The 13,582-nt window shown below is 66.3% G+C and carries 13 protein-coding genes; 5 read left to right on the forward strand and 8 right to left on the reverse strand.

Going from position 1 to position 13,582, the window contains the following annotated elements; translation table 11 throughout:
* Nucleotides 1-47: 47 nt before the first annotated feature.
* The 4 genes from FG323_RS09720 to FG323_RS09735 are packed head-to-tail and all read left to right on the forward strand — an operon-like array spanning nt 48 to nt 5,252.
* Nucleotides 48-1,274, forward strand: coding sequence for an FtsX-like permease family protein (locus FG323_RS09720; protein WP_141454314.1), 1,227 nt, complete (start codon nt 48-50; stop codon nt 1,272-1,274).
* Nucleotides 1,275-1,333: 59 nt separating this feature from the next.
* Nucleotides 1,334-2,578 carry an FtsX-like permease family protein gene (locus FG323_RS09725; protein ID WP_141454315.1) on the forward strand — a complete coding sequence of 415 codons (1,245 nt, stop codon included), beginning with the start codon at nt 1,334-1,336 and terminating at the stop codon, nt 2,576-2,578.
* Between the two features lie 2 nt (nt 2,579-2,580).
* The gene (locus tag FG323_RS09730; RefSeq protein ID WP_141454316.1) at nt 2,581-3,918 is read left to right on the forward strand and encodes a sigma-54 dependent transcriptional regulator; all 1,338 of its coding nucleotides are present in this window, start codon (nt 2,581-2,583) and stop codon (nt 3,916-3,918) included.
* Complete coding sequence (locus FG323_RS09735; RefSeq protein ID WP_141454317.1) at nt 3,915-5,252, forward strand: HAMP domain-containing sensor histidine kinase; 1,338 nt, start codon at nt 3,915-3,917, stop codon at nt 5,250-5,252. Before FG323_RS09730 ends, FG323_RS09735 begins: the two co-directional genes overlap by 4 nt.
* Nucleotides 5,253-5,464: 212 nt before the next feature.
* On the opposite strand, the gene glmU is transcribed toward FG323_RS09735, so the two are convergent.
* Nucleotides 5,465-6,832 (reverse strand): bifunctional UDP-N-acetylglucosamine diphosphorylase/glucosamine-1-phosphate N-acetyltransferase GlmU, encoded by a 1,368-nt coding sequence (glmU, locus tag FG323_RS09740; RefSeq protein ID WP_141454318.1) that lies wholly within the window; start codon nt 6,830-6,832, stop codon nt 5,465-5,467.
* 89 nt (nt 6,833-6,921) lie between these two features.
* Between glmU and FG323_RS09745 the strand changes: the two genes are divergently transcribed.
* On the forward strand, nt 6,922-7,305 hold the full coding sequence (locus FG323_RS09745; protein ID WP_141454319.1) for a GtrA family protein: 384 nt from the start codon (nt 6,922-6,924) through the stop codon (nt 7,303-7,305).
* 136 nt (nt 7,306-7,441) lie between these two features.
* Here the strand turns inward: FG323_RS09745 and FG323_RS09750 are convergent, their stop codons facing one another.
* The 7 genes from FG323_RS09750 to atpE all read right to left on the reverse strand — a co-directional run bounded on the left by FG323_RS09750 (nt 7,442) and on the right by atpE (nt 13,579).
* Entirely contained in the window at nt 7,442-7,864 is a 423-nt protein-coding gene (locus FG323_RS09750) for a F0F1 ATP synthase subunit epsilon (RefSeq protein WP_141454320.1), read from the reverse strand.
* Between the two features lie 144 nt (nt 7,865-8,008).
* Complete coding sequence (gene atpD, locus FG323_RS09755) at nt 8,009-9,409, reverse strand: F0F1 ATP synthase subunit beta (RefSeq protein WP_141454321.1); 1,401 nt, start codon at nt 9,407-9,409, stop codon at nt 8,009-8,011.
* A 151-nt stretch (nt 9,410-9,560) separates the two neighbouring features.
* Nucleotides 9,561-10,424: a F0F1 ATP synthase subunit gamma gene (gene atpG / locus FG323_RS09760; RefSeq protein WP_141454322.1), complete on the reverse strand. Its 864-nt coding sequence runs from the start codon at nt 10,422-10,424 to the stop codon at nt 9,561-9,563.
* 109 nt (nt 10,425-10,533) lie between these two features.
* Entirely contained in the window at nt 10,534-12,081 is a 1,548-nt protein-coding gene (gene atpA, locus FG323_RS09765; protein WP_141454323.1) for a F0F1 ATP synthase subunit alpha, read from the reverse strand.
* Between the two features lie 72 nt (nt 12,082-12,153).
* Complete coding sequence (locus FG323_RS09770; protein WP_141454324.1) at nt 12,154-12,681, reverse strand: F0F1 ATP synthase subunit delta; 528 nt, start codon at nt 12,679-12,681, stop codon at nt 12,154-12,156.
* A 15-nt stretch (nt 12,682-12,696) separates the two neighbouring features.
* On the reverse strand, nt 12,697-13,167 hold the full coding sequence (locus FG323_RS09775) for a F0F1 ATP synthase subunit B (RefSeq protein ID WP_141454325.1): 471 nt from the start codon (nt 13,165-13,167) through the stop codon (nt 12,697-12,699).
* A gap of 109 nt (nt 13,168-13,276) precedes the next feature.
* The gene (gene atpE / locus FG323_RS09780) at nt 13,277-13,579 is read right to left on the reverse strand and encodes a F0F1 ATP synthase subunit C (protein ID WP_141454326.1); all 303 of its coding nucleotides are present in this window, start codon (nt 13,577-13,579) and stop codon (nt 13,277-13,279) included.
* Nucleotides 13,580-13,582 lie beyond the last annotated feature (3 nt).

Below are 13,582 nucleotides of genomic sequence, written 5' to 3' on the forward strand. Positions count from 1 at the left end.
CTCCCGCACGCCTCGGCCGGAACGGCAACTCTCCCGGAGCACACCTCATGGATATCCGCCCCATCTTCACCGCGCTGCGCCGGCACAAGACCGCCGCCGCACTGATCGTCATCGAGGTCGCGCTGAGCTGCGCGATCATCTGCAACGCCCTGTTCCTGATCAACGGACGACTGGAGCGCATGGACCGCGTCAGCGGCCTGGCCGAGAAGGAAATCGTGCGCGTCCAGCTGGCCGGCATCGGCCGCGACGACAATGCCGAAGCACTCACCAAGGCCGACCTGGCGGCACTGCGCGCCCTCCCCGGGGTGAAGGCCGCTTCGGTGACCAACCAGGTGGCATTCAACAACAGTTCCTGGAACAGCGGCGTCCGCCTGAACCAGCAGCAGACCCATCAGAATCTGAACGCCACCGTCTACATGGCGGACGATCAGTTCCTCGATACCCTCGGCCTGAACCTGGTGGCCGGGCGCAAGTTCAACAGCGATGAATTCCTCGAATGGGAAACGTTGAACAAGCCCGACACCCCCGGCACCATCCCGTCGGCGATCATCACTCGCAGCATGGCCAACGCGCTCTATCCGGATGGCAGCGCACTGGGCAAGACGTTCTACAGCTGGGGCGATGAACCCATCAAGATCATCGGTATCGTCGAACACCTGGTGCGGCCAAGCGAACAGGGCGGACCGACCGCGTACGAGTACTCGATGATGTTTCCGATCCGGGTGCCCTTCAACATGGGCGGCCACTTCCTGATCCGCACCGATCCCGAGCGCCGCGCCGAGGTGCTGAAGGCTGCGGTGGACGTGCTGCAGAAGAACAGCCCCAATCGGATCATCCTGGAGCAGGACACCATCGAGGAGATGCGGAACGACTTCTACCGGCAGGACCGCTCGATGGCCTGGCTGCTGGTGGCGGTGTGCGTGGCGCTGCTGATCGTGACCGCGCTGGGCATCGTCGGCCTGGCCAGCTTCTGGGTGCAGCAGCGTTCCAAGCAGATCGGCGTGCGCCGTGCGCTGGGCGCGACCCGCCGGCAGATCCTGCACTATTTCCAGACCGAGAACTTCCTGCTGGCCTCGCTGGGCATCGTCATCGGCATGGCGCTGGCCTACGGCATCAACCAGGTGCTGATGGGCAAGTACGAACTGGCGCGGTTGCCGCTGTACTACCTGCCGGTGGGCGCGGTGCTGTTGTGGCTGCTGGGCCAGATCTCGGTGCTCGGCCCGGCCATGCGCGCGGCGTCGGTGCCGCCGGCGGTGGCGACCCGCAGCGCCTGACTCCGTTCCGCACACGCACCCCGCCCCGGCGGGGTGCGTTTCTTCCCTCCGGGTGAAGCATGGATGTCCGTTTCCCCTATCGACTTCCACGACTCCCGCGGCTTCCACGCCTGCCGCTGTGCCGGCATCCCGGCCTGACATCGTTGCTGGTGCTGGAAGTGGCGGTAGGATTCTTGCTGCTGTATCTGGCCTGGCAGGCGCAGGTGAATTGGCGGCGGGCGCTGGCGGCGCCCAGCGGAATCGATGAAACCGCCCTGCTGGTCGTGCCTCCGATGGGACGGGCTGGCGATGGCATCGACGTACCGGCCCTGACGCGGTCGCTGCGCGCCCTGCCCGGCGTCCGGGCCGTGGTCGCCAGCAACCAGGTGCCGTATGCGCGTACGTCATGGAACAGCGCGGTAGGCGATCGCCCCCCCATCGGTCGCGACCGCATTGCCAGCGTCTACATGGGCGGCGCAGGCCTGATGCCTGCGCTGGGCTTGCGCGCGAACGAGGGCCGCGGCCTGCTTGCCGCGGAAGAGGAAGTGATGGCCCCCCACGCCCGGCATGACGCGCCATTGCCGGCGGTGATCACGCAGGCACTGGCCGAGGATCTGTATCCGGGCCAGTCGGCGCTGGGCCAACCGGTCAAAGGGTTTCCGCGCCCCGTGCATGTCGTCGGTGTCGTCGAACGGATGCCGCTGCCGCTGGGCAGCCGCGGGCATGCCTCGCCGGGTGCCGCGATCTTCCTGCCGCTGCGTCCGGGCGACGCCTCCTGGGCCCATCTGTTGATCCGCACCGCGCCGGGACAACGCGAGCCGGTGGCGCGGCGGCTCCATGCCTTCCTGGCCGCGCGCTATCCCGAACGTCCGATTGGCGCTCCGTTGCGGATGGACGAAATGCGTCTGGATACCCTGCACGACGAACGTCGCTGGCTGTGGACCACCCTCGCTTGCGTGGGCGGCTGGTGGCTGCTGACACTGCTGAGCCTGGGCGTGGCCGGACAGTTGTGGGTGCAGCAGAGCACCCTGCGGATCAGCCTGCATCGCGCGGTCGGCGCGACCGCGCGGCAGATCCGGCTGGCCGTGCGCTGGGAGCATTTCCTGATCACCCTGGCGGGTATCGGCCTGGGCGCCATCGCCGCGCGCGGCCTGTTCCCTCGTCTGCCCGCGCCGTGGACGCTGGAGCCGGCCTCGCCACTGTGGCTGGCCGGTGCGGCACTGGTGATCGTGGCGGTGGCGCAACTCGCCGCGACCTGGCCCGCGCGCCGCGCCGCCGACGTCGCGCCGGAGCGCGTGACGCGCAAGCCCTGGGTTAGGCTATAGGCATGCCCATCATCCTCGTCATCGACGACAACCGCGCCGTCAGCACCGCGCTGGAAGTCCTGTTTTCCCTGCACGACATCACCACCCTGCACGCCGAATCGCCGGAGGCCGGCCTGGCCGCGCTGAAACAGGAACCGGTGGATCTGGTCATACAGGACATGAACTTTTCCGCCGACACCACTTCCGGTGCGGAAGGCGAAGCCCTGTTCGCCGAAATCCGCGCGCAACACCCGGATCTGCCGGTGATCCTGCTGACCGCCTGGACCCACCTGGAAGCGGCGGTGAACCTGATCCGCGCCGGCGCGGTGGACTACATCGCCAAGCCCTGGGATGACCGCAAGCTGCTGGCGACGGTCAACAACCTGATTGAACTGTCCGAAGCGCGCAGCGAACTGGATCGCCGGCGCAGCCGCGAGCGCCAGAGCCGCGGACAACTCGCCGCCCGCTACGATCTGCGCGGACTGGTGTTCGAGGATCCGGCGAGCGAACGCATGATCGCACTGGCCTGCCAGGTGGCGCGTTCGGATCTGCCGGTGCTGATCACCGGACCCAACGGCAGCGGCAAGGAGAAGATCGCCGAGATCATCCAGGCCAATTCCAGCGTGAAGGCGGGCCCGTTCGTGACCCTCAACTGCGGCGCGCTGCCTTCCGAATTGATCGAAGCCGAGCTGTTCGGTGCCGAGGCCGGTGCCTACACCGGCGCCAACAAGGCGCGCGAAGGCAAGTTCGAGGCCGCCGATGGCGGCACCCTGTTCCTCGATGAAATCGGCAACCTGCCGCTGGCCGGGCAGATGAAGCTGTTGCGGGTGCTGGAGACCGGCCGCTTCGAGCGCCTGGGTTCCAATCGCGAACGGCGGGTGACAGTGCGGGTGATCAGCGCGACCAACGCCGATCTGCCGGCGATGATTCGCGAAGGCACGTTCCGCGAGGATTTGTACTACCGGCTCAACGCGATCGAACTGAACCTGCCGCCGCTGGCCGAACGGCCCGGCGACATCCTGCCGCTGGCCGAACACTTCCGCCCGGCCGACAAGCCGATCGGCGAATCGGCCCGCGCGGCGCTGGTGCGACATGGTTGGCCCGGCAACGTGCGCGAACTGCGCAACGTGATGCAACGCGCCGGGCTGCTCGCCCAGGGCACGCGCATCGAAGCGGCCGATCTCAACCTGCCCCGCCCGACCCTGGTGCGCAGCGTGCCGACGGATGAACCGGACAAGGCCGCGCTGGAGGGTGCGCTGTCGCGTGCCGGCGGCGTGATCGCGCAGGCCGCCGCCGAGCTCGGCCTGAGCCGGCAGGCGCTGTACCGGCGCATGGACCGCTACGGCATCCCGCGCGAATGACCCGTCGCTCGCTCGCCGGCCGCCTGCTGCTGTGGCTGCTGCCTTCGATGGCGGTGGCGATCGGGCTGCCGCTGCTGTTGCACCGCTGGCTGGACGATGATCGGCTGGCGTTCCTGTTGTCGGCCCTGATCGTGCTGCCGCTGGTAATGCTGGCGGTACAGCGTGCGCTGGCGCCGATGAACTCGCTGTTCCGCGCCCTGTCCGGCAGCGTGAACAGCTATCGCGACGGTGAGTACAACTTCGGCATCCACTGGGACAGCCCGGACGAACTCGGCGCGCTGGTAGCCTCGCACAGCGAACTGGGCGATGTGCTGCGCGAACAGCGCCAGAGCCTGGTGCAGCGCGAACTGCTGCTGGACACGATGGTGCAGAACACGCCGGTGGCGATGCTGCTGCTGGCCACCGGCGGCGATGGCGTGCGTCGGGTGGTGTTCGCCAACGTCGCCGCCCGCAAGCTGTTGCATGGCGGCTGGAAGCTGGAGGGGCAGAATTTCGATCTGCTGCTGGAAAGCGCGCCGGTGGAAATGCGCGAGGCGTTGTCGCGTGGCGGCGACAGCCTGTTCGCGGTGGCCCAGGCCGACAGCGAGGAAGAGGAACAGGTCTACCATCTGGCGCGCCGCTACTTCCGCCTCAATGGCCGTCGCCACGAACTGCTGCTGCTGCGCCTGCTGACCAGCGAACTGCGCCGGCAGGAAGTGATGACCTGGAAGAAGGTCATCCGCGTGATCAGCCACGAACTCAACAATTCGCTGGCGCCCATCGCCTCGCTGGCCCACTCGGGCAGCGAGCTGATCCGACGCGGCCGCCACGACCGGCTGGAGGAGATCTTCGCGACCATCGAGGATCGTGCCCGCCATCTGGAAGGCTTCATCCGCGGCTACGCGCGCTTTGCCAAGCTGCCACAGCCGCAATTGCAGACGGTTCATTGGAACACGTGGCTGGAAGGCCTGCGCCGGCAGATCACCTTCCAGTTGGAAATGCCCGCGGACGACCTGAGCAGCCGCATCGATCCCGCCCAGTTGGAACAGGCCTTGCTCAACCTGCTGAAGAATGCCCACGAATCCGGCTCCAGCGTGGACGGCGTCGCACTGAAGGTCACCCGCCTGCCGGATTGGATTCGGCTGGAAGTGATGGATCGCGGCAGCGGCATGAACGATGCCGTGCTGCAAAACGCGCTGGTGCCGTTCTATTCCACCAAGCGCAATGGCACCGGCCTGGGCCTGGCACTGACCCGCGAAATCGTCGAGGCCCATGGTGGCCGTCTGTCCCTGCACAACCGCGATGGCGGTGGCCTGTGCGTGGCGATCCAGCTGCCAGACAATCCGGTCGCCTGAAGCATCGCGCGCACCCTCCCTTCCTGTGGGAGCGACGTAACTCGCGATACGCGGAACACCCGGCATGCTGCGTGACACGAATGCATGTGGCAAAAGCTCGCGACTCACGTCGCTCCCACATGACAGATTGCGGTCTCGTAGAGCGGAGCTTGCTCCGCTGCGCGGAAATCATGCCGCTTCCTTTCCCCCAAGCCGGGCAAGCCCGGCGCCCCTCAGGATTTTTTCTTGGGGCGCTGCCAGCCCTCGATACTGGCCTGGCGGCCACGGGCCACGGTGAGCTGATCGGCCGGTGCGTTCTTGGTGATCACCGATCCCGCGCCGATGGTCGCGTTGCGGGCCAGCGTCACCGGCGCCACCAGCGAAGAATTGGAGCCGACGAACACGCCGTCCTCGATGGTGGTGGTGGACTTGTTGACGCCGTCGTAGTTGCAGGTGATGGTGCCCGCGCCGATGTTGACGCCGGCGCCGATGACGGCGTCGCCGAGATAGGTCAGGTGATTGGCCTTGCTGCCCACGCCCAGGGTGATCTTCTTGGTCTCGACAAAGTTGCCGATGTGCACGCCGTCGGCCAGCTCGGTACCCGGGCGCAGGCGCGCGTAGGGACCAATCTGTGCCTTGTCGCCACAGACCACGCCTTCCAGATCGCAATGCGCACGCACCACGGTACCGGCGCCCAGCCTGACGTCCTTCAGACGGGTGAACGCACCGATACGCACGCCATCCCCCAGTTCGACCTCACCTTCCAGGATCACGTCCGCGTCGATTTCGACATCGCGCCCCACCTTCACGGTGCCGCGCTGATCGAAGCGCGACGGATCCAGCATGCGCGCGCCCTGCGTGCACAGCGCGCGCGCGGCGCGCAGCTGGTAGGCACGTTCCAGTTGCGAAAGCTGCCAGGGATCGTTGGCGCCCTCGGCCTCGATCGGATCGGCCACCAGCACCATCTCGGCCGGGCTGAACTCGCCCGCGGCCGAGGCGAAGATGTCGGTGAGGTAATACTCGCCCTGTGCGTTGTGGTTGGACAACGCCGACAGCCAGCGCCGCAGCGCAGTCGATTCGGCGGCGATGATGCCGGTGTTGATGGTGCGGATGCGCCGCTGTTCGTCGCTGGCGTCCTTGTGCTCGACGATGGCGGCGACCCGGCCCTCCGCATCGCGCACGATGCGCCCGTAACCGCTCGGATCCTCCGGTTCGGCCACCAGCACGGCGACCCGGCCGGGCGCGGCCAACAGGCGCTGCAGGGTCTCGGCGCGGGTCAGCGGCACGTCGCCGTACAGCACCAGCACGCTGGCGGCGTCCGGCACCTGCGGCATGGCCTGGGCCACCGCGTGGCCGGTACCCAATTGCTGGGCCTGGTGCGCCCATTGCAGATCCGGCTGATCGGCGAGCGCCGCCTGCACCTGATCGCCGCCATGCCCATACACCACGTGGATGCCGGCCGGCGCCAGCGCCCGCGCCGCCTCGATGACATGGGCGAGCATCGGCCGCCCGGCAATCGGCTGCAGCACCTTCGGCAGCGCCGACTTCATGCGCTTGCCTTCACCGGCGGCGAGGATGATGACGTGCAGGGGGTGAGTCATTGGTGTTCCTGTAGAGACAGTCCTTGAAGGTCGATTCTAAGCCACCATGACGGGTAGCATGGGTGGCCCCCGATTTCAGCCGGTATCTCTTGAGCCTGTTGCAGCAAGCCCCCCGCTACGTCGTCGCCGGCGTCCTCCAGTTGCTGCTGGACTGGCTGCTGTTCGTGGCCCTGACCGCGCTGGGCGTGGCGGCGGCACCGGCCAATCTGGCCGGTCGCGTCAGCGGAGCGCTGCTCGGCTTCTGGCTCAACGGACGCTGGACCTTCGCGCAATCAGGCCGGCCGAAGCTGGGGTGGCGCCGCCTGCTCCGCTTCATCGTGGTCTGGCTGACGCTGACACTGGTCAGCACATGGCTGGTCGCCGCCATCGCCGCCGGGCTGGGCCTGCAGCAGGCCTGGCTGGCCAAACCTCTGGTGGAAGGAGGACTCGCGGTGGTCGCCTTCTTTCTCTGGCGTCATGTCGTCTATCGCTGACGAGGCGGGCTCCTCCCGCATCGCGATGGATGGTCCGCGGCCTGCGGCCGGCACCAGCCCTGCCTGCGCGGCCGCGGAAAAGAAAAACGCCGGCCCAGGGCCGGCGTTTCCATGACGCGGAACGGGATCGCGTCGTTCAGTGCTTCAGGTTCTTGCGCAAACGCTCCAGCGCGCTGAGCTGGGCGATGCTCATGGCCAGCTGGGCCTGGGCTTCCTCGGCGCTCATCTTCGGATCCTTGTTGGCCAGGACGCGTTCGGCTTCTTCCTTGACCTTGCGGACCGAGGCTTCGTCGATGTCCTGCGCGCGGATCGCGGTGTCGGCCAGTACGGTGACGACCTGCGGCTGCACTTCCAGGATGCCGCCGGAGATGGCGAAGTCCAGGTGCTCGCCGCTCGGCAGGGTCACCACCACCTTGCCCGGCTTCAGGCGGGTGATCAGCGGCGCGTGCTTGGGCGCGATGCCCAGTTCGCCGAGCTCGCCGGTGGCCACGACCAGGGTGGCTTCACCGTGGAAGATTTCCTGCTCGGCGCTGACGATGTCGCAACGGATGGTGCTCATGATTCCTCGCTGTCGCGAGGCGGGAATGGGGAATGGGGAATCGGGAATGGACAAGCCGATAGGCTCTCCTTCCTCTTTCTCATTCCACGCATCACGCCTCTACGATTCTCGATTCCCTATTCTCGATTCCCGGAAGAAGAGCGCTTACGCGCCCATCTTCTTGGCCTTCTCGACCGCTTCCTCGATGCTGCCGACCATGTAGAACGCCTGCTCCGGCAGGTGGTCGTACTCGCCGTCGACAATCGCCTTGAAGCCGCGAATGGTGTCCTTCAGCGCGACGTACTTGCCCGGCGAGCCGGTGAACACTTCGGCCACGTGGAACGGCTGGCTGAAGAAGCGCTCGATCTTGCGGGCGCGCGACACGGCCTGCTTGTCCTCTTCGGACAGTTCGTCCATGCCCAGGATCGCGATGATGTCCTTCAGTTCCTTGTACTTCTGCAAGGTGGCCTGGACACGACGGGCGGTGTCGTAGTGCTCGTGGCCGATCACGTTCGGGTCGAGCTGGCGGCTGGTGGAATCCAGCGGGTCCACGGCCGGGTAGATACCCAGCGAGGCGATGTTGCGCGACAGCACGACGGTGGCGTCCAAGTGGGCGAAGGTGGTCGCCGGCGACGGGTCGGTCAGGTCGTCCGCGGGCACGTACACGGCCTGGATCGAGGTGATCGAACCGGTCTTGGTCGAGGTGATGCGTTCCTGCAGGACGCCCATTTCCTCGGCCAGGGTCGGCTGGTAACCCACCGCCGACGGCATGCGGCCCAGCAGCGCCGACACTTCGGTGCCCGCCAGGGTGTAGCGGTAGATGTTGTCGACGAACAGCAGCACGTCCTTGCCCTTGCCCGAAGCGTCCTTCTCGTCGCGGAAGTACTCGGCCATGGTCAGGCCGGTCAGGGCGACGCGCAGGCGGTTGCCCGGCGGCTCGTTCATCTGGCCGTACACCATCGCCACCTTGTCGAGGACGTTGGAGTCCTTCATTTCGTGGTAGAAGTCGTTGCCCTCGCGGGTACGCTCGCCCACGCCGGCGAACACGGACAGGCCGCTGTGCGCCTTGGCGATGTTGTTGATCAGTTCCATCATGTTGACGGTCTTGCCGACGCCGGCGCCGCCGAACAGGCCGACCTTGCCGCCCTTGGCGAACGGGCACATCAGGTCGATGACCTTGATGCCGGTTTCCAGCAGGTCGTTTGCCGAGGACTGGTCTTCGTACGACGGGGCCGCACGGTGGATTTCCCAGTGGTCGCTGGCCTGCACCGGACCGGCTTCGTCGATGGGCGTGCCGAGCACGTCCATGATGCGGCCCAGGGTGCCGTTGCCTACCGGCACCGAGATGGCGCGGCCGGTGTTGACGGCGACCAGGTTGCGCTTCAGGCCATCGGTCGAGCCGAGGGCGATGGTGCGCACGACGCCGTCGCCGAGCTGCTGCTGCACTTCCAGCGTGATGGCGGTGTTGTCGACCTTCAGCGCGTCGTACACCTTCGGCACTTCATTGCGCGGGAATTCGACGTCAACCACCGCACCGATGATCTGAACGATCTTGCCCTGACTCATTTTCGTTGCTCCGATTATTTAATTCGTTCGACCGGCCAAGCCGGTCGCTTCAGTGATTCGGGATTTGGGCTTCGTGATTCCGGATTCCTGAAAGGCGCGCAACGCTGCTCTTCCGAATCCCCAATCCCTAATCCCGAATCTCCGTTCCTACTTACACCGCCGCCGCGCCGCCGACGATTTCCGAGATTTCCTGGGTGATCGCCGCCTGGCGGGCCTTGTTGTAGACCAGGTTCAGGGTGCCGATCAGCTTGGTCGCGTTGTCGCTGGCGGCCTTCATGGCCACCATGCGCGCGGCGTGCTCGGATGCCAGGTTCTCCAGCACCGACTGGTACACCAGCGCCTCGATGTAGCGGGTGATCACGTGGTCCAGCACGGTCGCCGCATCGGGTTCGTAGATGTAGTCCCAATCGTGGTGGGCCACCTGCGTCTCCGCCGCCGGCAACGGCAGCAGCTGGTCGAACGAGGCGCGCTGCGTCATGGTGTTGACGAAGCCGTTGTACACCACGAACACGCGATCCAGCTTGCCTTCGGTGTAGGCATCCAGCATGACCTTGATGACGCCGATCAGCTGGTCCAGCTTGGGGCTGTCGCCGAGGTGGGACACGCTGCCGACCAGGTTGACCTTGATCCGGCGGAAGAACACCGAGGCCTTCTGGCCGATGGTGACCACGTCGACTTCGGCACCCTTGTCCTGCCAGCCGCGCACTTCGCCCAGCATCTTGCGGAACAGGTTGTTGTTGAGGCCACCGGCCAGACCGCGATCCGACGAGATGACGATGTAGCCGACCCGCTTCACTTCAGGCCGCTCGACCATGAAGGGATGCTGGTAATCGGTGTTGGCCTGGGCCAGGTGGCCGATGACCTGCTTCATCGCACGCGCATACGGGCGCGAGGTCTTCATGCGGTCCTGCGCCTTCCTGATCTTGGAAGCCGAGACCATCTCGAGCGCACGCGTCACCTTGCGGGTGTTCTGCACGCTCTTGATCTTGGTTTTGATTTCGCGTCCGCCTGCCATCTCTGCTCGCTCTGCTCGCGGGAATCGGGAATGGAGAATCGGGAATCGGCCAGGCCGTCCGCTTCTGCGCTCTTGCGATTCCCTAATCCCGATTCCCTAATCCCGGCTGTTACCAGGTCCCGGTCTGCTTGAACTCGGAGATGCCCTTCTTGAAGGCGCCTTCGATATCGTCGTTCCAGTTGCCGGTCTTGTTGATGGTGTCGACCAGTTCGCCCTGGGTGTTGGTGAAGTGCGCGTGCAGCGCCTCTTCGAACGCCAGGATCTTGTTGACCGGCACGTCGTCGATGTAACCCTCGTTGACGGCGTAGATCGACAGCGCCTGCAGCGCGATCGACATCGGCGCGTACTGCTTCTGCTTCATCAGCTCGGTGACGCGCTGGCCGCGCTCCAGCTGCTTGCGGGTGGCTTCGTCCAGGTCCGAGGCGAACTGGGCGAACGCCGCCAGCTCGCGGTACTGCGCCAGCGAGATGCGGATGCCGCCGGACAGCTTCTTGATGATCTTGGTCTGGGCGGCGCCACCGACGCGCGACACCGAGATACCGGCGTTGACGGCGGGACGGATACCGGCGTTGAACAGGTCGGTTTCCAGGAAGATCTGGCCGTCGGTGATCGAGATGACGTTGGTCGGCACGAACGCGGACACGTCGCCGGCCTGGGTCTCGATGATCGGCAGCGCGGTCAGCGAACCGGTCTTGCCCTTCACTTCGCCGTTGGTGAACTTCTCGACGTACTCCTCGGACACGCGCGCGGCGCGCTCCAGCAGGCGGCTGTGCAGGTAGAACACGTCACCCGGGTAGGCTTCGCGGCCCGGCGGGCGCTTCAGCAGCAGCGAGATCTGGCGGTAGGCCACGGCCTGCTTGGACAGATCGTCGTACACGATCAGGGCGTCTTCGCCGCGATCCAGGAAGTACTCGCCCATTGTGCAGCCGGAGTAGGCGCTGATGTACTGCATCGCGGCCGACTCGGAGGCGGTGGCGGCGACGACGATGGTGTGCTCCAGCGCGCCGTTCTCTTCCAGCTTGCGCACGACGTTGGCGACGGACGAGGCCTTCTGGCCGATCGCCACGTACACGCACTTAATGCCGGTGCCCTTCTGGTTGATGATGGCGTCGATGGCCATCGCGGTCTTGCCGGTCTGGCGGTCGCCGATGATCAGCTCGCGCTGGCCGCGGCCGATCGGGATCATCGCGTCGACCGACTTGTAACCGGTCTGCACCGGCTGGTCGACCGACTTGCGCCAGATCACGCCCGGGGCGACGCGCTCCACCGGCGCGGTCAGCTTGGCGTCGATCGGGCCCTTGCCGTCGATCGGCTCGCCCAGCGCGTTGACCACGCGGCCGAGCAGTTCGCGGCCGACCGGCACTTCCAGGATGCGGCCGGTGGTCTTGGCGACGTCGCCTTCGCGCAGGTGTTCGTAGTCACCCAGCACCACGGCGCCCACGGAGTCGCGCTCCAGGTTCAGCGCCAGCGCGAAGGTGTTGTTCGGCAGTTCGATCATTTCGCCCTGCATCACGTCCGCCAGGCCGAAGATGCGCACGATGCCGTCGGACACGCTGGTGACGGTGCCTTCGTTGCGCGATTCCGCGGCCAGCTTGACCTTCTCGATGCGGTTCTTGATCAGATCGCTGATTTCAGAGGGGTTGAGCGTGGTAGCCATTTTGGTTTCCTGTAGGGTGGGCCTCGGCCCACCATCATGTTCGGTGGGCCGAGGCCCACCCTACGTTTCTTGTCAGTGCGTGAGCGCGGTCTGCAGGCGCGACAGCTTGCCCTTGAGCGAGCCGTCGATGACCACTTCGCCCGCATCGATCACCGCGCCGCCGATCAGCGATTCGTCGATGGCGGTTTCCACCACGACGTCGCGACCCAGGCGCTTCTTCAGGGCGACCTTGATCGCATCCAGCTCGCCGGCCGGCAATGCCACCGCCGAGGTGACCTTGGCGCGGACGATGTGCTCGGCCTCGGCGCGCAGTTCCTCGAACAGCGCGGCGACTTCCGGCAGTTGCGGCAGGCGACGGGCTTCGGCCAGCAGCGACAGGAAGCGGGTGAACGACTCGCTGGCGCCTTCCGGAGCCAGCAGCGCGACCGCCTGGGCCTGCGGCAGTTCCGGGTTGGGCAGCAGCGCGGCGACCTGCGGATCGGCGGCGACGCGCGCGGCAAAGCCGAGCGCGCCGGACCACGCGACGAGGGCGCTTTCGTCACGCGCGGCCGCGAAGGCGGCACGGGCGTAGGGACGGGCGACGGTTAGGGCCTGGCTCATCGTTCAGCGATCCCGTCAGATTTCCGCGGCCAGTTCATCGAGCAGCGCCTTGTGGGCGTTGGCATCGATTTCGCGGCGCAGCAGCTTCTCGGCACCGGTCACGGCCAGCGTGGAGACCTGCTTGCGCAGTTCCTCGCGGGCGCGGGTCGCGGCGGCCTCGATCTCGGCTTCGGCCAGCGCCTTCTGGCGGTTGGCTTCGGCGATTGCCTCGTTCTTGGCGGCATCGACGATCTGGTTGGCACGGGCGTGCGCCTGATCGATGATTTCGTTCGCCTTGACGCGGGCTTCCTTCAGGGCCTCGTTGACCTTCTCTTCGGCCACCGCGAGTTCGCGCTGGCTGCGATCAGCGGCAGCCAGGCCTTCGGCGATCTTCTTTTGACGCTCTTCGATCGCGTTCAGCAGCGGCGGCCAGATCTTGGTCGCGATGATCCAGATCAAACCGGCAAACGCCAGCGCCTGGGCAAATAGGGTCAGACCGATGTTCATGGGTTTAGCTCTGCCAGTGGTGATGGGCGGGAAACACGCGGCCTCCCGGCCCTTCTATCTGCGTTGCGGGCGTCCGGATGGCCGTCGCCCGCACTTCAGAAACCGCTGATCAGCCGCCAGCCAGCTTGGCCAGCTGCTCGGTGAACGCGGTGGCCAGCGGGTTGGCGAAGGCGAACAGCAGGCCCACGGCGACGCTGATGATGAACGCGGCGTCGATCAGGCCGGCGGTGATGAACATGCGGACCTGCAGGACCGGGATCAGTTCCGGCTGGCGCGCAGCCGATTCCAGGAACTTGCCGGCCATGATGGCCAGGCCCAGACCCGCGCCCAGAGCGGCCAGGCCGATCATGATGCCGATGGCGAGGACGGTGGAGGCCTGAACTTGAGCGAGGGTGGTCAGAACGGTTTCCATGGT

The organism is Pseudoxanthomonas sp. z9 (genome assembly GCF_006542425.1).
In the GTDB taxonomy this organism is placed as follows: Bacteria; Pseudomonadota; Gammaproteobacteria; order Xanthomonadales; family Xanthomonadaceae; genus Pseudoxanthomonas_A.